The organism is candidate division KSB1 bacterium (assembly GCA_034505495.1).
Classification (GTDB): domain Bacteria; phylum Zhuqueibacterota; class Zhuqueibacteria; order Residuimicrobiales; family Krinioviventaceae; genus Fontimicrobium_A.
This window is the reverse complement of record JAPDQV010000032.1, coordinates 24312-45947: the sequence shown is the minus strand read 5'-3', so window position 1 is coordinate 45947 and position 21636 is coordinate 24312. Positions and strand designations below refer to the sequence as shown.

General features: G+C 48.6%; 15 protein-coding genes. All 15 read right to left on the bottom strand.

The window, feature by feature from the left end; translation table 11 throughout:
- A partial coding sequence (locus tag ONB24_11890) for a hypothetical protein (protein ID MDZ7316818.1) occupies positions 1–252 on the bottom strand: 252 nt, incomplete at its 3' end.
- Between the two features lie 125 nt (positions 253–377).
- Positions 378–3284 (bottom strand): T9SS type A sorting domain-containing protein, encoded by a 2907-nt coding sequence (locus ONB24_11885; protein ID MDZ7316817.1) that lies wholly within the window; start codon positions 3282–3284, stop codon positions 378–380.
- Between the two features lie 351 nt (positions 3285–3635).
- Complete coding sequence (locus ONB24_11880; protein ID MDZ7316816.1) at positions 3636–6539, bottom strand: PAS domain S-box protein; 2904 nt, start codon at positions 6537–6539, stop codon at positions 3636–3638.
- A 244-nt stretch (positions 6540–6783) separates the two neighbouring features.
- On the bottom strand, positions 6784–8274 hold the full coding sequence (locus ONB24_11875) for an ATP-binding protein (GenBank protein ID MDZ7316815.1): 1491 nt from the start codon (positions 8272–8274) through the stop codon (positions 6784–6786).
- 4 nt (positions 8275–8278) lie between these two features.
- Positions 8279–9730 (bottom strand): PAS domain S-box protein, encoded by a 1452-nt coding sequence (locus ONB24_11870; GenBank protein MDZ7316814.1) that lies wholly within the window; start codon positions 9728–9730, stop codon positions 8279–8281.
- A gap of 136 nt (positions 9731–9866) precedes the next feature.
- Positions 9867–12524, bottom strand: coding sequence for a PAS domain-containing protein (locus ONB24_11865; GenBank protein ID MDZ7316813.1), 2658 nt, complete (start codon positions 12522–12524; stop codon positions 9867–9869).
- A gap of 5 nt (positions 12525–12529) precedes the next feature.
- Positions 12530–14224 (bottom strand): ATPase, T2SS/T4P/T4SS family, encoded by a 1695-nt coding sequence (locus ONB24_11860; GenBank protein MDZ7316812.1) that lies wholly within the window; start codon positions 14222–14224, stop codon positions 12530–12532.
- Between the two features lie 431 nt (positions 14225–14655).
- Positions 14656–15021 carry a response regulator gene (locus ONB24_11855; GenBank protein ID MDZ7316811.1) on the bottom strand — a complete coding sequence of 122 codons (366 nt, stop codon included), beginning with the start codon at positions 15019–15021 and terminating at the stop codon, positions 14656–14658.
- A 77-nt stretch (positions 15022–15098) separates the two neighbouring features.
- Positions 15099–16181: a hybrid sensor histidine kinase/response regulator gene (locus ONB24_11850; GenBank protein MDZ7316810.1), complete on the bottom strand. Its 1083-nt coding sequence runs from the start codon at positions 16179–16181 to the stop codon at positions 15099–15101.
- Position 16182: 1 nt separating this feature from the next.
- Positions 16183–16632 carry a response regulator gene (locus ONB24_11845; GenBank protein ID MDZ7316809.1) on the bottom strand — a complete coding sequence of 150 codons (450 nt, stop codon included), beginning with the start codon at positions 16630–16632 and terminating at the stop codon, positions 16183–16185.
- A gap of 121 nt (positions 16633–16753) precedes the next feature.
- Positions 16754–17008: a hypothetical protein gene (locus ONB24_11840; protein ID MDZ7316808.1), complete on the bottom strand. Its 255-nt coding sequence runs from the start codon at positions 17006–17008 to the stop codon at positions 16754–16756.
- Between the two features lie 18 nt (positions 17009–17026).
- Positions 17027–17407 carry an antibiotic biosynthesis monooxygenase gene (locus ONB24_11835; protein ID MDZ7316807.1) on the bottom strand — a complete coding sequence of 127 codons (381 nt, stop codon included), beginning with the start codon at positions 17405–17407 and terminating at the stop codon, positions 17027–17029.
- 240 nt (positions 17408–17647) lie between these two features.
- A complete protein-coding gene (locus ONB24_11830; protein MDZ7316806.1) occupies positions 17648–19453 on the bottom strand; it encodes a sigma 54-interacting transcriptional regulator in 1806 nt (601 codons plus the stop codon).
- A gap of 253 nt (positions 19454–19706) precedes the next feature.
- The gene (locus ONB24_11825; protein ID MDZ7316805.1) at positions 19707–20681 is read right to left on the bottom strand and encodes a DUF192 domain-containing protein; all 975 of its coding nucleotides are present in this window, start codon (positions 20679–20681) and stop codon (positions 19707–19709) included.
- A 14-nt stretch (positions 20682–20695) separates the two neighbouring features.
- Positions 20696–21628 carry a type II secretion system F family protein gene (locus tag ONB24_11820; GenBank protein ID MDZ7316804.1) on the bottom strand — a complete coding sequence of 311 codons (933 nt, stop codon included), beginning with the start codon at positions 21626–21628 and terminating at the stop codon, positions 20696–20698.
- Positions 21629–21636 lie beyond the last annotated feature (8 nt).

The window sequence follows — 21636 nt, the reverse complement described above, 5'->3', positions numbered from 1 at the left end:
GTCGCTGGTCGTTTGGCTGTTGTTGGAACATATATTCGCCCATCGGTCTTGGACATTAACGGTATCGGCCCATTTGACCCATGCCGTTACTGTAAGTGCAGTGGTCAAATTAAAATTTACGTCGCAATATCCGACAAAAATAGTACGATTTTCCTTCTCTTTGTCGTAAAAATTAATCGCCTTGCGCGATCCCTGCGCCAAAAGGGTAGGGGCAATGAGAAAAATGGCCGCAACTTTTTGCAGGTTCTTCATAGCATCCTCCCCTTATATGGACTAGCAAAAAATTAGGCGATCGATGATGATATTGCAGAACTACAAACTCGATAACACAATATTTGGGGGTCTATCTTATCAAATCTGATCGACAACAGATTTGATTATTTTACCAAAACAACCCGTTGAACGGCGGAATAGGATCCAGACTCTATGCAAAGCAGGTAAATACCCGAAGCAAAGTTGTCCGCACGCCAGCTGAAATGATGCCGCCCGGCAGGAAGGTGACCTTGATAAACTTTGTCCTTTACCCGCCCGGAGATATCCAAAACCGTTATGGTTGTCATGGATTCTTGCGGCAGATCGAAAGTAAAATTTGTGACCGGATTAAAGGGATTCGGATACGCCGGATGAAAGGCAAAAGTCGTCGGTACACTTTTGCGCTGAGAAACGGAAGAGGAAAGCCGTTGAATCGAGGTTTCGCACCAAGTTTCACTCTGACCGTTCAGGCAAACGGTTCGAATGCGATATAAAATGCGGCCGTCCAGAGGTGCATCCGTATCAACCCACCGATAAAGACGGCTTTCGAGTCCGCCCAAAGCCCGCAGCTCTTCATGCGTTGTCCACGAAGCTATCGTTCGCCACTCTGCTTCTCCTTCAGCGCGACGTTGAATCTCATATCCCGCAGAATTGATCTCTTGCGCTGCCTCCCAGACCAATTCGACGCCTTGTGCAGTTTCCTGAGCGATAAAAGAAGTCAGGTTGACGGCTATCGGACCGGTGTCGAATAGCGCAAAGGGGGACCAGGAAGTAACCGGTTCCAGGGATTCAACATAAAGCAGATTTCCTTCCACCTGCGCCGGGCTGGTCGCAATTGGCACCCACGCTTGTCCGTTATAGTGATAAATAGTCGGATTGCCGCTGAAATTTGCTTCCACCAACATAGAAGCAGTAAAGTACAAACGAATCATGGCATGGTCGAGAGCATGCATCGCCCACCATCGCCGCAAACTGCGCTGATTGGTGACTAACGGCGAGACTTCGTTATATACAGCCGCGGTTCCCTGTGTATATCCCTGGGCAGCCTTGATCTGCGCCTGAACGGCCGAAATATCCAATTCGTGAGTATCCCAAGAGTCGTCGAAAACCGGTGCCTGCTGATAGATGTATTGAATGCCGTCGCGATCATCGGGATGCAGGCTGCGTTTGGTCGAATTAACAAAGCCAAAGCCGTACATAACCTTGGCGCGGTCATTTACGGAATCGCCCAAATCGCCGTAAATATCGCGTAGATGGAGCCAATGTCCGAACTCGTGCAGAGCAATCGTCTCGATGTCGTAATAATTGCCTGTTCCAATACCCCAGGGGCAGGAACTGTTGAAAACGATATCGCTTTCCAAAATGATGCCGTTTGTGTTGAACCAGCACGAGGCTTGGGCAATGATGCCGTTGGTTCCCAAAGCTGCCCATGTGATCTCGTTTTTGCCGTTATAGGAGGCGGAGGTTGCACCGCAATAGCCGGCAAATGTCAAGCTGAAATTAGCTGTTCCATCATAGGTCCAAGTATCGGCGGCATTTCGAATTGCCGCTCCTTCCCCGTCTACGCCGGCGAGGTTTTCGTTGATAAAAAAGGGCACGTTGTTGGTATTCCACTTACGTTGGCCGTACCCAAAGGATACGATAAAATCATAGCCCAGGCTGGTCTGCCCCCCATTGGTCGTGACGGTTACCGGACCACTGGAGGCTGATGCCGGGTAACCATTGACGGTTTCAATCGGCACTGTGCAAACAATCGTCGTGTTGCTCCAACTGATGATCGGTGCTTTAATCTTCGGCTGATCAGCGCGGTAAAAAAACTCTACATAACCGTTTCCCTGTACATTGCCGAAATTATTACCGGTGATGGTCACTTGGGTGTTGGTTCCGGCAGAGGTCTTGCCTGGTGTGATGTTGTAAATAACCGGCGAAGAGGCATTGGGAAGCGTTTTGCTGATGACGATCTCGTCAACGAACGCTCCTTTAAAAGTATTGCTGACGCTGCTTGTGAAATTAAATGCAATCCATACTTGGCTTTGCCCGACCCGACCGGACAAATCGAGCGTAAGCTGCATCCATCCGCTGGTTTGGCCTGAAGTTTTGGTCATTGCAAAAGCATTACCATCGATCGAAGACCCCCATTTGAAATAGTCGTAGCCGCTCTCTGACTCCAGCCAAAGGTAAAAAGTCATCTGTGCTGAAACCGCATCGCTGAGATCGAAAGGCCCCCAACGCATCCATGCGTTCATGCTGTTGGCATAATTGTTTGTTGCGGGGTTTAAATCGGGCTGTCCGTTTAGACTGGCCCCGGCGCACCAGACGGCATAGTTCCCTGCATAAGGATTATAGCTTTCCGCTCCCCACGTATATCCGTTGCTGCCGCTTGAACGCGTCCATTGGCCCGTAGGAAAACCGGCTTCAAAGCCGTCGGAAAAAATTGTAGAGGTCGAAGTAGTGCGGTTGGAACCGATGTTCTGCATCGAATCCCGCATTTTATTCTTAGGCATAGTGCATTGTTCAAATTCAAACGGCGTCAGCAAAGACGTCTGACCGGAGGGAAGCGGAACACCCTGCCTGATCGGTTGAATCTCGGCCATCTTGGCGGAAAATTCTTCCACCGTCATTTCACGGCCGACGATCCGATTGCCGACCAGCTGCACCTTGCCCTGCAGCCCGCCGATGATCGGCTGGACCTTGTCTCCCAAAAACAACAATACCCTCTCTCCAGGGTTAAAAGAAGGCATTTCGCTGACTTCCTGAATGATGTCGCCGACTCTGCCGCCGGGAACGCGAAAAGTCCGATACCGTTGTAACGACGCACCTTTTAACTGATACTCTACAAATACCGTTACATCACTGTAGATATTTCTATGTTCCGTATCCCAATACGAAACTACCTTTTCCACGCGAGCGACGACAACGCTTTCAGCTTGTTGGAATAGTTCCCTATCTCCAAGCTGAACCATCGACGCCGAAAGGATAGACTGCAGCGCCAAAACCATTAAGCTCAGCAGCAATCCTCTAAATTTATTCATGATTATTTTGCTCCTTAACCTTACTCTAAAGATATACCTTTTGGACAATAACAATTTACCAATTAGTGTGCCGGCTTTATTGTGAAAATGAAAAAATTATAAATCAAAAAATAACATTAACTAATAACATGGCAAATTCAGTCCGAATTTTAACGCCGAAATTATAGTTCTCTGAAATATCAAAGAAGACACGATATTTCGTGGGTTTTGGGGTACAAGATAGATTATAATGGGGAATAGAGTTGATTAATGAGAAAATGAACGAGACGTCTTGAGGCTTGATTGAATAATCGCAGCTAAAGCGGTATGGGGTATGCGGCAATGTTGTTACTAAGGCTGAAAGGGGGCAGGTCAGGCAGCAAATAGATCCGCTTTAAAGACGATCCTTACGGTCGTCCCTCCTTGTGTCAAAAATTCGAGCTTGCCGTCCAATTTTTCAGCCATCATCTGCACCAGGCGCAGTCCAAGAGACTCCTGATCGTTCAGAGCAAAGGAAGGGGGCAATCCGATGCCGTCGTCGGCTACGATCAGTTCGGCCGTGCCTCTAATTTTCTTAAATTCGACCAAAATTTTTCCGTGTTTTCTATTGGGGAAAGCATGCTTGATTGCGTTCGATACCAACTCATTGATGATCAAGCCGCACGATACGGCGTCGTCAATGTTCAAGGTAATGCGCGGAATTTTGCGCTCGATGGAAATGTGAGAAATTGAAGATCCAAAAGTCCGTACGAGCACACCGCAAATAATTTCCACATATTCAGCAAAGTTGACTTGAGCCATGTTTCCAGTGCGATACAAGGTCTCATGCAGCAAAGCCATTGAGCGAATTCGGCTGCCGGCGTCGCGCAGAGCAGCCAAAACTTCTTGATTCGTGGTTCGTGCCGCCTGCAGATTGAGCAGGCTGGACATGATCTGGAGATTATTTTTTACACGGTGATGGACTTCTTTGAGCAGAATGGTGATTTCATCGATCGAATTGCGCAGCGCTCTTTCCACCTTGCGCCTTTCGTCGTCTAGAATGGCCTGCGTGATTTGATCACTGATTTGGGCCGCAAAACTGATCTCATCTTCATGCCAAAAACGGGTTTCACCGACATGTTCGAAACAGATTACCCCGACCAGTTTGCCGGAAATGCGGATGCCGGCGTCGAGCATGGAATAAATATTGTGAGGGATGAGATAGTTATCGAGAAATGCAGCTGATCGTGGATCGGTGCGCGCATCGGAAATCGGGACGGTCCGATTTCTGCGAACCGCTTCGAAATACGCTGGATAATTATCGGACGAAAGTTGTAATCCATGCTCATGTTTGTTTTCGGACAAAAGGTACAAATCCTGGCAGATCAAGTTTTCATGTTTTTCGTCAAAGGTCCAGATGCTGCATCGCTCGACTTGAATACCCTCCGCCGCAATTTCTGTTATGAATTGCAGAGAATCCAGCAATGTTTCATCGGAGCCGGCCTGACGAGTGGATATTTTTACGATAGCTTCCTGTTGTTTCTGCAGTCTTTTCAGGTGTTCCTGCTGCTCCTTTTCGGCGCGGACTCTTTGCGTAATGTCGCGCGCCAATCCCTGTATGCCGATGACCTTTCCGTTGCGAATAACGGGATGTTCGGCAAGCTCAAGGATAATCGGTCTCCCTTGGGCGTGCATGATTTCAACGTACATAGGTTCATGGCTGTCCTCTCCGCGCAGATGCGCCTGCGTCCTCTCACGGGCAATTCGATTGATGTCCGATTCCGTTGTAAACCAATGTGTTTGTCCCTGCCACTCCTCAACAGTGTAGCCGGTTATTTTTTCGACCGAAGGAGAGGTATAAGTGACTTTACCCTCTGCATCCTGGGTATAGAAAAAGAATTCCGGTGAACCTTCGATTAGGATCCGCATCCATTCTCGGCTCTGCCGCAGCGACTCTTCGGCATGAATGCGATCGGTCACATCACGAAGGATTCCTTCATGGTATAAGACATTGCCGTTTTCATCGGTCACCAGTCTGCCGTGATCTTCGACCCAAATTTCAGTGCCGTCCTTTTTACGCAGCCGAAAAACAGCCATCTCTTCCAGTTTTTCCTGCAGAACGGCGCTTAGACGATCTTGAGGTTGAAAATAAAGCTGGGATTGAATGTCTACTGCCATCAGCTCCTCTTTGCTTTCATAACCCAGCATTTTTACCATCGCCTGGTTGACGTCGATAAATCTGCCGTCCGGTGTGCTCTTGTAGACCCCATCAAGCAGACTTTCGACTAGGTTGCGGTACTTTTTTTCGCTCTCGGCAAGCGCCTGAACGGCGGTTTTATGCTCATTAATCTCTTTAATGAGTTTCTCTTGTTGGCTGAAAAACTCTGCAACGAGCTGCGCCAATCGGGCGAATTCGTTCTGTTTGGTTAAAAGCTTTGCAATCGGTTTTAGGTCTTTTTCCTCTAAACTTTGTGAAATCATGCGCAACGGTCGAAAAATGAGCAGGTAAATAAAAAAGGAGACTGCTTCGATAATTACGACTGAAAATAGAATGATAAGGGAATATTGAATATCTGCCTGACGGCGCAGAGACTGAGCTACGGCAATTGGAAAGTTCACGTTAAGCACGGCTGCTCTTGAACCGTCCCAGCCAAGGAGAGGGATAGTTGTGGTAATAATATAATTTTGAACTGAATTTTTAGGTGACGGCTGTTGCCATTCGGGAGGATGGATGGCAGCATTGCCGCCTATCCTTTCAGAAAAAGATTGCAGAAATTCGGTTCCCCATTGCTTACCAATAAAAAAATATCCATGAGGAGGTGTTTGATGTTTAGGGTCTGAACTCGGATGAACGGAAGCACCGTGAATTTCGACAAGACCGTAGGGAGAATCCATAAAAAAATGAAAAAACGGACCTTTTTCCACTATGCGGTGTAGACTTGTATTGAAAAGAAGCGGCAAAAAAAAGGAATCGGGCTGAAGATGATTCTCCGCGTAAACAAGGTCAAGTTTTTTTGAAAATACCCAAGCAAAATCCGCGCGAAAGTTATTGAGCGTCGCAGTAATGTTTTCATTTGCCCACTTGCGATCGCCGGTGCGAATAAAGCGCACCATTTCATCCCAATAGGTATAATCGTCAACCAGACCCCGCAAAGGCGCGCTCTGCAATTCCAGGAAGTTTTTAGTCAAATTGGTTTTTTCAACCGCCAATTGTTCGACTAGTACGGCAAATTTTCGCTCTTCCGAAACTTTAAAGAGATATAAACCGGTGATAAGCACCAGGATAAGCAAAGACATGAAAAGTACCAGCCTTTCCTGTGTGCTTTTAAAGAATTTCCATTCCATAGCCTTACACCAGCCAATAAAACGCAGCGTATTGCATCCTTTCCCCCATCTGACGCATTTTGGTGCTGAATTAGGTTTAAAATGAGTCTAAAGCAAATATGGCAGGATTCTTACAAAAAGGCAAGTAATTCTTTGACATGAAAGAAAAGGGCGGGGGGAGAGGATGTGATAAAAAGGAAGGAGCGTTATGCGTTCCCTATTCGGCCATTTTATGTTTCGGCGATACCCCCGTCTTTTCAAACGGCAAAGTAAAAAAGAAGGTGGTTCCTTTGCCGATTTCCGAAGTAAACCAGATGCGTCCCTGATGATGTTCAACGATCTTTTTGCAGATGGTCAGACCGACGCCGCTGCCGCTGTACTGATTGCGGTCATTGAGCCGTTGAAAAAGCTCGAAAATGCGGTCGCTGTGCTGCTCTTCTATGCCGATACCATTGTCGTGTATGGAAAAAAGCCAGCCCTCTTTGGATTGTTTAGCCGAGATTCGAATACGGGGCGGTTCGTCTCTGCGAAATTTAAGCGCATTATCAATAAGGTGCCGAAACAACGTTTCGAGTTGTTCGGCATCGCCGTAAACGGTCGGAAGCTTGCCGCAGGTGATTTTGGCGCCGGCTTCTTTGATGCGCAATCGTAACGCTTCCATCGCCCGGTCCACCATCTCTCTCGCCGGCACGGAGCGGAAAGGCCGGCGGCTCATGCTGATGTGCGAATAAGCCGATAGATCGGCGATCAGCTGCTTCATGCGCTTGGCACCTTCGACGGCAAAATCAATGTACTGATCGGCATCCGCGTCCAGCTTGTGATAATACTTGTGTTTGAGCATCTGAACGTAACTGACCACCATCCGCAGGGGCTCCTGGAGATCATGTGAAGCCGCATAGGCAAACTGTTTGAGCTCGGCATTGGATTTGGCCAGCTCCTGGCGCTCACGCTGCAGCTGCTCTTCAGCCTCCTTGCGTTTGGTCACATCCCGCATAAAGCCTTCGACTGCGTTTTCTTCGGCATTGTAGCGTGCGCTGATCAGCACCCAAATGTTACGGCCGTCTTTGGTGTGCATTCGGTATTCACCTTCTGCGGAACCGGTTTCCGCCAACGCTTTGAGGAACTCCTCGCGATCCTCATCCAAGTGCCACATCCCCTCGAATCTTTTTAAATAACTGCGGCACTCCTCCTCGGATTTGCAGCCGAAAAGCTTGACCAGCGAAGGATTGGCCGTAATGATGTTGTATTTTTTATCCGCCTGAAAAATGCCGATCGGGCTATATTCAAAAATGGAGCGGTAACGCTTTTCGCTGGCTCGTAACGCTTCGGCCATGCGGTGCTTATACAAAGCCATCTCGATCGTCGTTTTGACGGTCATGGCGTCGAACGGCTTGAGAATATAGCCGAAGCTGTCGGATGCTTTGGCACGCTCCAAAGAATGGTCATCCGCATAAGCGGTGATAAAGATAACAGGCAGGTGCCATCGCTCGTGAATTTCGATGGCCGCATCGATTCCGTCGAGTTCGCCGCCCAAGCGTATGTCCATCAACACAACATTCGGCGGCTGCACAGCTATGATCTTGAGGGCTTCTTCTGCGGTTGCAGCTTTTTGCAGCGAATCATACCCCATCATGCGCAGATTAATCATCAGATCTTCTGCGACGATCGGTTCATCTTCGACAATGAGAATTTTCGGATAACCTTTCATGGACTTACTCAAGAGTATTTTGACGTAACGGCTTTAGTTTGAAAACAAAACGAAAAGTTGTGCCTGGGTGTCTCTTGATTTCGACGGTACTCCCCAGCTTTTCGGCCAAAAGCTCTACCAAATGCAGCCCCAGAGTCTCTTTACGCTCTTCAGTGCTTTCCGGCATCCCTATGCCGTCGTCGGAAACGATCAGCTCCAACATTTCGGGTTCCGGCTGTTTGGCCTCGATCAAAATTCTGCCCTGTCCGGTCGGGAAAGCATGTTTCAGCGCGTTGGATACCAACTCATTGATGATCAAGCCGCAGGAGACGGCTTGATCGATATCCATCATCACATTCTCAACCCGATTTTCCAGGGTAACGCGGGTAGCGTTGATGCCGAACGAGTGCATGATGCTGTTGCAGACGCCTTCAACGTATGAAGCAAACTGCACGCGCGAGAGCACATTGGCACGATAGAGCGTCTCGTGCAGCAACGCCATGGCCAAAATTCGGTTGCTGGTTTCACGCAGCACAGCCAGTGCCTCGGGATTTTGCAGCCGATATGCTTGAAGATTCAATACGCTATTGACGATCTGGAGGCTGTTCTTAACGCGATGGTGAACCTCTTTAAGCAGAAACGTCTTTTCTTCCAAAGATTTCTGCAGGGCAGCTTCCGCGTTTTTTCGATCTGTAATGTCGAATGCCGTCCCGAGCCCGGCCGGCCGACCGTTTAGATGAATCATGCCGGCGGAAAAATCGACCCAGCGCACTTGCCCGTCTTTGGTGATGATTAGGAACTCGTATCGATTCGGGATGGTTGCGTCACCTTTTTGCCGCAATAACCCGCGCTCGCGCACCACATCGCGAAAATCAGGGTGAGCAAACTCCCAAAATTTCATTTTCAACAGCTCCTGCGAGGAATAGCCCGTCAGCTGCTGAGCATAGCGATTGACCCACTTGAATTCTTCATCCTGATAAATAAAAACGGCGCATGCAAGCGCTTCAACGACGGTGCGAAACTTTTCTTCGCTTTCTCGCAGCGCGGCTTCGGCTGCCAGTCTGCTTCGCTTCTCATGGGCCTCATTGATCGCCCGCATTACTGCATAGGGCAGACGAAAGAGATTATCCTTCAAAACGTAATCGACAGCCCCCTGCTTAAGCAGCTCGGCTGCGGTTTCCTCACCTATATTACCGGAAACGCAAATAAAGGGAATATCAGGGTTGAATTGCTGCGCCAGCCGAAGAGCAACAAATGCATCAAAGCCCGGCAGCTTGTAATCGGAAAGGATGATATCAAAAGAGCCGTTCTTCAAAAGATCGACAAATTCTCGTTGATTGTCGGTCCTTTTGCATTCGAGATTAAAACCCTCCGACGTCAGGATGTTTTTGATCAGCTCATAATCGCCTGAACTGTCTTCGACAATCAGCGCCGTTAACTCGAACTGACCGTTATTTTTCCAACCCGAAACCGCCATGAATGTCCGCAAGTTTTGCTTAAAATAAAGTATTCATATATCTTTCTCGAGGCCTGAGATGCGGCCTTTTTAAACGCCCGCGGTTGATTTTTGTTCTCTCCAATATTTGCCTGACCCACAAGATAAAAAACCTTGCTTAATTACTTGCGCCTTCTTGACCCCCTCGGGGAGCGATCGGCAAAGTAAAATAAAAACGCGCGCCCTTGCCCAACTCAGACTTGACCCAAATTCTGCCTCCGTGCTGTTCGACAATCCGCCGGCACATGGTCAGGCCGATGCCCGTTCCCTCATACTCATCCCGCGAATGCAGCCGTTGAAAGAGCTGGAAAATACGCTCATGGTATTGCGGATCAATGCCGATGCCGTTGTCCTGGACGTAAAATTCGACCATATCGTCTTTGACTTCGGCGCCGATGTGAATCTTGGGCGGAGCCTCGCTCCGATAACGAAGGGCATTGCTGATAAGATTTTGAAACAGCTGAACCAGCCGCGTCTCATCGCCGAGCACGCGGGGGAGAGAATCATGAGTAATCTCGGCGCCGGATTCTTCAATGGCCACCTGAAGGTTCTGCAGGCTGAGATTCAGTACATGCTCCGCCTCCAGCGGTACGTTGTTTTGCGGCCGCGTATCCAGACGTGAGAGGTCGAGTAGCGCATTAATCAACTGCCGCATTCTTTGGGCGCCGTCGACGGCATAGTTGATGAATTCGATCGCCGTCTCGTCCAATTTATCGCGATAGCGCGATGAAATCAAACCCATATAGCTGATGACCATGCGCAGCGGTTCCTGAAGATCATGCGATACGACATAAGCAAATTCTTTGAGTCTTTCGTTCGATTCGGCCAACTTTTTGCGTTCTATCTCCAACGCCTGTTCCGCCTCTTTGAGCGCCGTAATATCGCGACCTACGCCGACAAGGCCGATCACGTTGCCGTCCGCATCTCGGAAAGGCACTTTCGAGGTCAACAGCCAGCGCGGCTTGCCGTCTACAAAGCGGACGATCTCTTCACGGTTCAGTAAAGGCTCGCCGCTCATCAAAACGTTCTTGTCATCTTCAAAAAACTTTTGCGCGATTTCAATCGGATAAAAATCAAAGTCGGTTTTGCCGATCAGATCGGCTTCGCTTTCGACGCCTACGTACTTCATATCCATCAAGTTCGCCAAGATCTTGCGTCCCTCAAGGTCTTTGGCATAAATGGTATCCGGCAGCATATTGATCAAAGTACGCAACATGTTGCGCTCGTTGCGGATGGTTTCTTCGGACTTGAGTCTCTGCGTTATGTCGTGCAGAATGCCGCCGATTCCAATACGGCCGTCTTCGAGCGGGATAGGGAACTTGCGGACTTCATAGGTACGGTCGCCGATCTTTTCGATGCTGACAACAATATTTCCGGCCGCCAAAGCGTGCTTGTCGCTTCGCAACGCCTGTTTGGCTTCACGAAACGGCAGCAGGTCATCATCCGTTTTGCCGATGATATCCTCCGGCTTTTTACCGAGCAGCTCGGAAAGTGCTCTATTAACCAATTGATAGCGGAACTCTTCGTCCTTTATAAAGACCAAATCATCCACGGCATCCAGGAACTTGCGGTACCGCTCCTCGTTTCTGCGAATGGCATCTTCCGCTTTTTTCATTTCAGTGATGTCGCGAAAAACGCCGAATGAGCCGACAAAGTTGCCGTTATCGTCAAAGCGCGGCGTAGCTGTAACCATAATCCAGCGGGTCTCGCCGTCCGGCCGCAAAATTTCCAATTCGTAAGTGCTGCTTTCTCCCTTTTTGCGGTGTTCCGTCTCCGCCAAAATGCGGGCAAATTCATCTTCTCTGGTAAAATCCCTCAAGGAGCGTCCGATGAGCTGTTCTGCAGGCACGCCGAAAATTCGGCCGCAGGCCGGATTGGCAAAGGTCCATTTCTCATCCGGATCGACAAACGCAACGCCTTCCCCCTGATTCTCAACGAGCATGCGATAGCGTTCTTCGCTCTGTTGCAGAGCGAGCTCGGCAAGCTTTTGCTGCGTAATGTCACGCGAGATGCCGAACGTGCCGATAATCTCTCCGCTTTGGTCACGCAGCGGCATTTTTGAGGTGGAGACCCACGTCTCGTGTCCGTCGGGCCAAGTTTCCTTTTCTATGATGTTGAGAATCGGCTCACCGGTTGCTATGATGCGCTGTTCGTCCTCAAAAGCCGGGCGCGCATGTTCTTCGGTAAAAAAATCAAAGTCGGTTTTGCCGATCGCCTCTTCGGGGTCTTTGAGGTTGACCCACTCGGCCATAGACTTGTTAATTTTGATAAAGCGGCTTTGTTTGTCCTTAAAGTAAATGTGATCAGGAACCGAATCGAGAAGCGCCGTAAGCAGGTGCATTTCGCGGATGACGTGATCTTCCGGCCGCATGCGATCGGTATCGTATATTTTCAGAAAAATGAATTTGGCGCCGTCCGTTGCCCGCATCAGGCGGACGCGGAAGCGAATGCTGCCTTTTTTCGGGTCACCGAGCTTTTTTTCCACCTGCAGGCTGCCGCTTTCTTTGCGCTCTTCAATGATGTCGCTTAGGAGCGTCTTAAGCGCCGGAATGTCCCAACGACGATTGCGGATTTCAAAGATCGATTTCCCTACGACGTCCGCAGGCTGCAGGTGAAACGCCTCATAGAACGAACGCCCTGCCGTCGTAATCGTCATGTCGGCAGCAAGAATGAGCGTAGGCGTTTGGACGGAATCAAGGACGATCTGACCGGTGAGCGTATCGGGCAAATTCCCAGGTTGAGAGGGAATTGCAGGAGCTTTTTTCTCTTGCTTCATAGGCTTTATCCTTGTTTCTCGGTTTCTGGATAGAGAATTCGTTGGATTTCTGCGGGACTTGTCAAGCCGGCCAATACTTTCAGAATGCCGTCAATCCGCAACGGCCGATAACCGCTTTTTCGCGCCGAGCGGCAAATCTCTTCGGCCGAAGCCCCGTTCTTTACCATTTCCTTTTCCTGCTCGGTAAAATGAAGTACTTCAAAAAGAGGTACCACGCCTATATATCCGGAATTTAGACAGGCTTTACAACCGACGGCGCGCTTGAGAAAAACCTCTTTCGGCAGATTTGACAGGCCGATTGCGATTAGCTCACTGTGATCGGGTCGATAGTCGGCCGAACAGGCCGGACAAAGTTTGCGCACAAAGCGCCTGCCGATAATACCGCGGAGCGCTTTTGCCGCCTCTTCCCGTGCAACACCCATAGATAACAGCCTCTCTAGGGCGTCGGGAGCATCGGCAGCGGTCATAACCCCGATACAGGCAATACCGGCGTTTGAGGCTTTGGTCAGCAGCACCGCCTGTTCAGTTCCGGCTACTTCGCCGGCACCCAAAATGTGTACCGGATTTTGAAACAACGCTCTCACCCCCTCAGTAAAGGTCAACCCGTGATCGACATCCATTGAGATTTGACTGATACCTTCCAGCTCCATCTCAATCGGGTTTTCAACAGAGGCTATCGAGCGCTTTACATTTTTCAAATGATTCAGAACCGAATAATAAGTCGTCGTCCTGCCGCTTTTCGGGGGACCGGCTATCAGCACCAAACCTTTAGGCGGCGAAAAAAGCTGAGTTGCATAGACTAGAGCGTAAGAAGAAAATCCCAGTTCATCTAAATTGCGCGGTTTGAGTTCCTTTTTGAACGGTGTTAATGTGAAAATTTCAGTCCCATCCTGCAGTTCGGCTGCAAGATGTACTTTGACCAGCTTGTCGAAAGCTCGTAACGTGACGACGGATGATCCTTTGGCGGCTGAAGACAAGAGTCCGCCCAATTGCCTCAGATAGGAGGAGAGGGGAGGAGCTGAAGCGCGCGGCAGTCTGCCGACACTTTGCCAAGCTCCGGCCAAACATAGCCTAAGATCGGTCGGTTGATCCGGCTGTGTGATGAATTGAAATCGTTCCGCTGTGGTCTCGAGAGCTGCTTCCAACGCACCTTCGACGAGCAAATTGGGCATGATCGGCGAAACCGGCTGCTCTGTATAAAGATCTCTTTGCGACTTTTCCAGAATTGTCTGCAACTTTTGCAAATTGGGCAGATCTTTTTGAGCACTTTGCGAGCCGCGCAGCAGCTCCTCAAAAACCGAAAGCGGAACGATGACGGGCAGGATCTTTTTCCCAGTGGCCGTTTCCAAAAAACTGATCACTGTTTGATAGGGAGGATCGACGAATGCGACCGAGAGCTCTTTGCGCTGCACGAAAAAAGGGATCACTCGATACTTTAGCAGCTCCTGCCGATCCAGACCCTCAACGTCGATCCATGTCTCGCCCTCGATAGATTCCATCAACGGCAGATGAAATTCTTTGGCCAAGGTCTGCGCCAACACCATTTCGTCGATGCCGGCCTGAGTGAGCAGCGCTTTGGTCAAACCGTATTCCTGGCGAAAATCGGTAGAATGCTGATCGAGAAAAACAAAGTCAACCTCTTTGAGGTGTCCGCTGTTGATGAGCGCTTGAAAATAGCGTATGTCTTCCTGCCGGTACATCGATCTTTAAGCTATTTGTTTTCGAAAAGTTTGTCGATATCAGCCTGCGTAATGGTTTGCTTTTGGGCAATTGCAAGCGTCCGACTTTCGGCAAGGAGTTGATCGATTTCTTCCGGACTCAATTGTTCGATCGAAAGAGTAGTGCTCGGCTTTTTCTGAACACTCTCGGGCGCAACACTGCTCATGGAATAGCGAAGCGATTCATCCGCAGCCGCTTCATGTTTAGCAGATTGGGGAATAGAACGACCGACACCGCAAGCCGCACAAAACTTTCCTTCCGGAGAATTGATGTTGCCGCACGTACACAACCAACCCCAAGGCCCTCCGCAAACTCCGCAAAAAGGGGGAACTAGCTCTGGTTGCGGCGCTCCGCAATTTGTACAAAACATAGCGTTTCCTTTCTTTGGAAACCAGCCGGAATTGCTGCGCAATCACGCAGATTCAATGCGCTGAATGATCTCTTCCAGTTTCGCCTCATCAAACGGCTTTTGTAAGACCCAGTCTGCCTGTGCATCTTTGATCTGTTTGAGCGTATTTTGCGAAATATGCGAGGTCACCATGATGACCTTGGCTCGCGGGTCATATTCCTTGATTTTTTTCAAAAGCTCGATTCCGGAAATACCCGGCATTACGACATCCAAAAAGGTGAGTTGGGGATGGATGCTCTTGAACGTTTCAAAACCTTTCAGACCGTCGTCTTCACAGACGGCTTTATAACCGTATAGCTCCAAATAAAGACTGAGAATATTACGATTGATTTCCGAATCATCTACAACCAGTGCAGTTTTTTCCGCCATGACTCCTCCTCCCATTTATATGCTGATGTAAACGACAATTGGTGATTTATTGAGCATATAATTAATTTATAGTTATATCATGCTCTCGGCAAGAGCAGAACAAAATTGCTGCCCTGAGTAAAGTCGCCTTTCACCCGATCCTCGAGCCATATTTTGCCGCCGTAACCTTCGACCACTTTTTTCACCAAGGTCAATCCGATGCCCAGGCCGCTGCTTGTATCCCCGTTGAACCGCTCGCTCTTGCGGAACATTGCAGATTTGGCACTGTCCGGTATACCGATGCCGTTGTCTTTAAATTCGACTTTGTAATATCGGCCGTCCTCTGTTGCCTTCGCCTCCACCCATATCGTTGCTATCGGCTGACGATTGTATTTGACCGCGTTGATCAAAATATTGGTAACGACGGTGTCGAGCAGGTAATTACCGCGAATGAAAAGAGGATCCTCCGGTAAATGTTGATGAACCTCCACCTCTTTACTTTGGATGAACATCTGCTTGACCTTTTCAACGCAGGCATTCAGCACTGACTTAAAGTCTACGGCCTCCAGATTTAAATCGCCCTTGTCGATTTCCGAAAGCAGATGAACGTTGGTAATCAATTGTGCAATTTTTTCGACGAGGGAAAGACAGGTGCTTACGCCTTCCTTTTGTTTTTCTCCCAGCGTATCATCTTTCAGGAGGCGTTTAAGATGAAAGAGTAAGCCGTGATTAATGTTGTTGATGTCGTGAACGAGAAGATCTTTAAAAAAGGCGGCGCGATTGCGCTCCTCTAAAATTGTCTGTTCGCCGCGTTTGCGCTCGACGGCAAAGTTGAGCGATTTGACCAGAAGATCGGTGGTGATGTTGCCTTTGACCAAATAGTCTTGAGCTCCTGCCTGCACGGCGGCGACCCCCATCGCTTCATCATCATTGCCGGTCAATACCACGATCGGAAGAAAAGGAGCCTGTTCGCGTAAAGAAATCAGCGTATCGAGCCCTTGGCTGTCAGGCAAACCCAAATCGGAAAGAATGGCATCGAACGATTCTTCCTGCAGGCGAGGCAGGGCTTCTGATAATCTTTTTACATGGTGAATTTCGAAGCGTTTGGAAGGTGCTTCATTAAGCATCAACAGAATCAGCCGTACGTCGCCCGGATTATCCTCCAGGAACAATAACTTCATTTTATGCATCTCCGCTGGGCAGCTCGACCACCGTCAGCCAAAACGCCTCGAATGCTTTTAAAATTTGAAAAAACTTGTCCAAATCAACCGGCTTACAGACATAGCTGTTGGCGTGCAGATCATAGGACTTGGCGATATCCTCCTCAGATTTCGACGAGGTCAAAATCACGACCGGAATCTGTCTCAAAGATTCATCTTTTTTGATTTCTGCCAGAACTTCACGGCCGTTTCGGCGCGGCAGGTTCAAATCAAGTAGAATAATATTCGGCCTAGGGGCATTCTGATATTGACCTTGTCGATATAAAAAGGCCAGGGCTTCCTCGCCGTCCTTTACTACATGAAGATTATTGAGCACTTTGGCTTCGCGCAGACCCTCCTGCGCCAACCGAATATCTCCCGGATTGTCTTCAACCAGTAAAATCTCTACCGGCCTGAGATCCATTCCCGTCATCATTATACTTCCTCTGGATTATTGGTTAGATAAACCCTGCAGAACCTTATGCAAATTGATCAGCCGTGCCGAAAAATATCTTTCTCTTATTTATTAAATTTCTAAATAAATCTCGCAAAAGTCAATTATTTTCTATTAGGTTGATAATCAGGATAGAGGACTGTAACGACATCTTTCCGCCTTCTCCATCTTGTGACCAGTTCGAAGTTCCTATGCGGCCATTAAAAAAACGTTTTATTTTCAGTTCGCCGGGTTGCGTTCCCCCTATTAAAGAAAAAAGAGCAGCCGCCACAACCGCATTTAGTAATGGACGGGCAGATTGTTTGATTTTGAAAAAGTTTTGAACTTCTGGAATATTAAATTTGCTGATCAACATCCTTGCGGATATTGTTGCTCATGTGCTGAGCGCCGTTGTTAACGAACGGACGGTAAATTTGCGGTTCATGATCGGGATGATTCGTCTTACTTTGCGAATATATTCCATTCCTTGAATGCCGCTGACATTTTGAAAGCAAACCTGCGGGGGTTTGTTGCACAGATCCATAGCCGTAAGCACGGCAAGAAAGTAATCGGAACAAATATAGCGCTCGAGATCCTGGCGGTTAGACCAGCTCATAGTAAAGTAGACCAAGTGTTCGTCCTTTGCATCGACGGCCAAATGGCAGTCTGTACATCCTGAAAAACTTTGCGTCGGATCGACTAAAGGACGCAACAGCCTGAGCACTTCGCCTTTATTATCCCGTGAAACGGATAACTTGATCGTGCAAAAGATCATTTTTCCAGCGCTCCTTAAAAATTAGAATTGCGAGGCTCTCTCGAAACGGCCTTATCAGCGCTTTAAATCGAGTTTGATTCGACAAAAATAATGCCTTAAATGATAAGAAAGTGCACTGCCTTTATTATTAAATAAAAATTAATAAGATAGGGTAGAATTAAATACAGACTCTCGCGACAATATTTCGTACAAAAACCCCGAAATTCAATGCAAACTACGAAATATCGTGTCCGATATTTTTCAGCTATTATCTCTTCGAATACCCAATTTGCGCATCTTTGATTCCAACGTCGACGGTTTGACTTTGAGGATTTCAGAAGCACCGTTTTTGCCGCGAATTCGCCAGCCGGTACGGTTGAGAACATCAATGATATGCTTTCTTTGCATTTCTTCGAGTGACATTCCGACCGGACTTTCGGCGGTGCTGCCCATATCCCCTATGGGGAAAGTAAAATGGAGGACCGGCCCTTGACACAGAATCATGGCTCGTTCCGTGGCATTGCGAAGTTCGCGAATATTGCCCGGCCACGGATAGCTCATCAAAGCATCCATTGTCTTCTTGGGGATGCTCTCGATATTTTTCCCCATTTTTTCCTGAAATTCCCTTATAAACGACCAGACCAGTGCAGGAATATCCTCACGATGCTCGCGTAACGGAGGGATACGGATCGGAAAGACATTTAACCGATAAAAGAGATCGGAGCGAAAATTGCCCTTATTCACCTCTTCCTGTAGGTCACGGTTGGTGGCGGCAATAACACGCACGTCCACCTTGATCTGTTTTGTGCTGCCCAGCCGTTCAAAGGTACCGTTTTCCAGCACGCGCAACAGCTTGGCCTGAGTTTCAATGGGCATTTCACCGATTTCGTCCAGAAAGATTGTCGAGCCGTCGGCCACTTCGAAGCGCCCGATCTGCCTCGTAAGTGCCCCGGTGTAAGCGCCTTTCTCACGACCGAAAAGCTCGCTTTCCATCAGCGAGGCCGGCATCGCAGCGCAATTGACCACTACCAAAGGGCGGTCCTTGCGGGGACTCATGCTGTGGATGTATCGCGCCAAAAGCTCCTTGCCGGTTCCGGTCTCGCCTAAAATTAGAACGGTAGAGGTGGTCTGTGCGACTTGCTTCGCCTGAGCCAAAATGTTTTGCATGACCTTGCTTTCGGCAACAATATTGCCGTGCTCGGCCACCATACGAATCTCATTGAGAAGATAAACATTTTCCGCTTCGAGCTTTTCCTTCAAAAAACGGATCTCTTCCAACGCGTCACGAAGCTTTTGCTCGGCTTGCTTACGTTCGGTAATATCCTGAACGATCCCGGAGGCAAAGATAACCTCGCCTTTGCTGTTTTCGATTCGATCTCCGGGATGAGCCCAGACATGGATGATCTGATCTTTTCCGCGTCGCAGACGGAACTCACACTCCCGAAACTTGTTTTCTTTAATAAAAGCCTGGTGCACATTCAAAACAGTCTCTTTATCCTCTTCATGAACGGTTGCCGCAAGGAGGTCGTATAGGTTTCCTGAAAATTTCCCATCGTCGATGCCGAAGATTCGAAAAAATTCTTCTGATCCGCTAAATTGATTCGCAGCTAAATCCCAAGTCCAGTGCCCGAGATGAGCAATCGCCTGTGAACGTCTGAGCTGCAGTTCGCTGAGCCTCACCACCTCGTCCATCTTGTGTTTATAGAGCGCCATTTCGATGGTCGTCCGCAGTGTCTGATCATCGAAGGGTTTGACGATATAACCGAAAGTTTCGGCTTCTTTGGCGCGAAACAACGTAGAGTCATCAGCATAGGCGGTGAGAAAAACAACCGGTCTGTGGTACAATTCTCGGATTTTGATTGCCGCCTCGATGCCGTTCATCTCGCCGCTGAGGCGAATGTCCATCAATACCAAATCGGGCGCAAGATCGCCGACTATTTCCACGGCTTTTTCGCCGCTCGTTGTTCGACCTAATACCTGATAACCAAGATGGATAAGTCGACTTTTAATGTCCTCAGCAACGACCGGCTCATCTTCGACTATAAAGATCTTGGAGTCTTTAGGCATATCGAGCTACCTGGTTTTGCATAGACCAAATCAATATGACCATAGTGAGATTTAAAAGAATAGAGAATAATCTTGATGAAACCTGAAAAAAAACGTTTCCCAATCGACGAATCAAAAAGAGCGAAGTGTAGTCTTGGAATACCGTTTTATATTACAAAAGCGGATTGTTAAAAGCAAGCTCGAAATCCTTTTCGACTTGAAAACAATCCGAGTGATCAAAAAATTATAGATCTTTTAAGTATGTTGGGAATTTTTAGAGAACCTTGGGAATGAACCGGTATCTGACAGCAGAAACATAGTCCCGATAGGCGGGATCCTGCAAAAGCAATTTTTCTTCAGCGATCGCCCTCCAAAATTGCCCTGCCATTATGAAAAATAAAAGAGCAATATTCCAAAGACTGGTATTACCCAATACATAGCCAAAATAGAAGAAAATTTCCGCGCTGTAAAGCGGATGCCGAACGATCCGATAAGCGCCGCAACGCTGTATCGACCGGTTGGCCGGAATAATGCCGAAACTTCGTCCTAAGCTCCCGAGAGAAAAGATGACGCCGATGATGCCGATGCTTTGTACGCCGATCGCAATCGCAAGAGGAACAACAGCGGAATGAAATGGTCGAAAGCTCATTGCCGCCAACAGAACCGCAAATGGAATGAGCCAATCTAAAACCTTACGTGAAGTCTGCCTGCTTTCCCTTCGAATGAGGAAAAAAAACATCAGCAATGAGTTATGAACTAAAACAGCCGTATTCAGAAAAGTGACGTCCTGCCGTAAGGCAGATGTCAAAGCTAACACCAGGCGAAACCAAAACACTGCCAAGAGAAAATTCAGCGGCCAATGGAGCAGGCTGCGTAGAGAATCGGGGTGAATTTTATGACGCCTGTCGATCTCAATCTGCACGCGGGAACCGAGCTTTAGTCCGGCTTCCGTTGTCCAACCTGCCGCTCCCTCAATAACGGACCGTGTACCTTGGGGAAAGAATACCATTTTCTTCGGCGCTATGTTTGGGACAATTTCAAGTATTTTCCCATTAGCATCTACGGCAATCGCGTCGAGAGGATACCTCATTCCGAAGGTGTGAATGCTGCGGCAAGGCGAAAAGAGCAATAGAAAATTGCGCAACGGCTCATTGGTTCCCAACAAACCGACCGCCCGACTAACAGGATTGGCGGCGTGAGCGATGATAAAGGGCAGAACTTTCTTATCCGACTGAAGTGCAAGCGGCATAAGCAGAATCAGCTTTATTTAGCAAAGGTGTCGAGAATCATGATTACGGCAGGACCGATGAGGACGATAAACAGGGCCGGCAGGATGAACATAACCAGCGGCAGCAGCATTTTAACGCTGGCTTTGGCGGCGTTTTCCTCCGCGCGTTGATGAATCCTATTCCGCAACGCTTCGGCTTGGGCGCGTAGAGTACTTGCGATGCTGGTACCCAATTTATCGGCCATGATCAATGCGCCGACCAGAATGCGCAGGTCCTCAACTCGATTGCGGTCGCTCATTCCGCGCAGCGCCTTTTCACGTGTTTGGCCTATTCTCAAATCCTGAGCAGCGCGCAGCAATTCTTGGCTAAGGGACTTGTTGCGAATGCCCATATCCTGCCCGACGCGTTGAATCGCCGCATTTAGCCCTAAACCGGCCTCAACACAGATGACCAAAAGATCCAATGCGTCGGGAAGCCCCATGGCTATTTCCCGCTGCCGCTTGTCCACCTTAAAACGCAGCAAAATATCCGGCATCATAAACAAAGAGAGGGCGGAGGCGGAAGCCATCAGCAGAATCCAACTTAACGGACGCGTGCTGAACATGCCCAGCAAAAGGATCAGGAGGAAACCACCGGCAGATGACGCTAATTTAATGCCCATTAATCGCAGATAGGCCGACTCCCCTTGGTAGCCTGCCGCAATCAGATCCGCTTTCAGCTGCGATTCCTTTTTCAAACTGCCTTTGGCGACGCGTCCCAGTTCTTCCAAAAGCTCTTTGGTGTCGAAATGGCGCGGCCACTTGCGTGAATCGACATCATTCGTGCTTTGCGACGAACGAACCAGGTTACCGTTTTCGATCGCCTTCATGCGCGAAAGAGCAGGATTAAAGTGGGTTGCCAAAAAGTTCAAACCGAGATAATAGATCACAAAAGAAGAAAGGAAAACCAATAACAGAATCGCACCCATCTTCCCGA